General features: G+C 53.0%; 1 protein-coding gene. It reads left to right on the top strand.

The window, feature by feature from the left end; translation table 11 throughout:
* Positions 1 to 304: RNA-guided endonuclease InsQ/TnpB family protein (locus IV91_RS17465; RefSeq protein WP_411464065.1), on the top strand; the 304-nt coding region annotated here is incomplete at both ends.

Here is a 304-nt window from a genome sequence, read left to right on the forward strand (position 1 = left end):
CGTTCGCGAGAACCAAACGATTGCGATGGAATCCCTGTATGTCCGTGGCATGACGGCTAGTGCGAAAGGAAGTGCTGACAAGCCCGGATCGAACGTCAAGGCCAAGTCAGGCCTGAACCGTTCGGTTCTGAATGCGGGATTTGGTGAAATTGCCCGACAACTGGAATATAAAGCTGTTTGGGCCGGTCGAACGGTTGTCAAGATCGATCGTTGGTACCCGAGTTCGAAGCGGTGTTCGAGTTGCGGATACGTCCTCAAGAGTCTTTCGCTTTCGACACGTCAATGGGTTTGTCCAGATTGCGGA

This window comes from Ferrovum myxofaciens, from assembly GCF_000735045.1.
In the GTDB taxonomy this organism is placed as follows: Bacteria; Pseudomonadota; Gammaproteobacteria; order Burkholderiales; family Ferrovaceae; genus Ferrovum; species Ferrovum myxofaciens.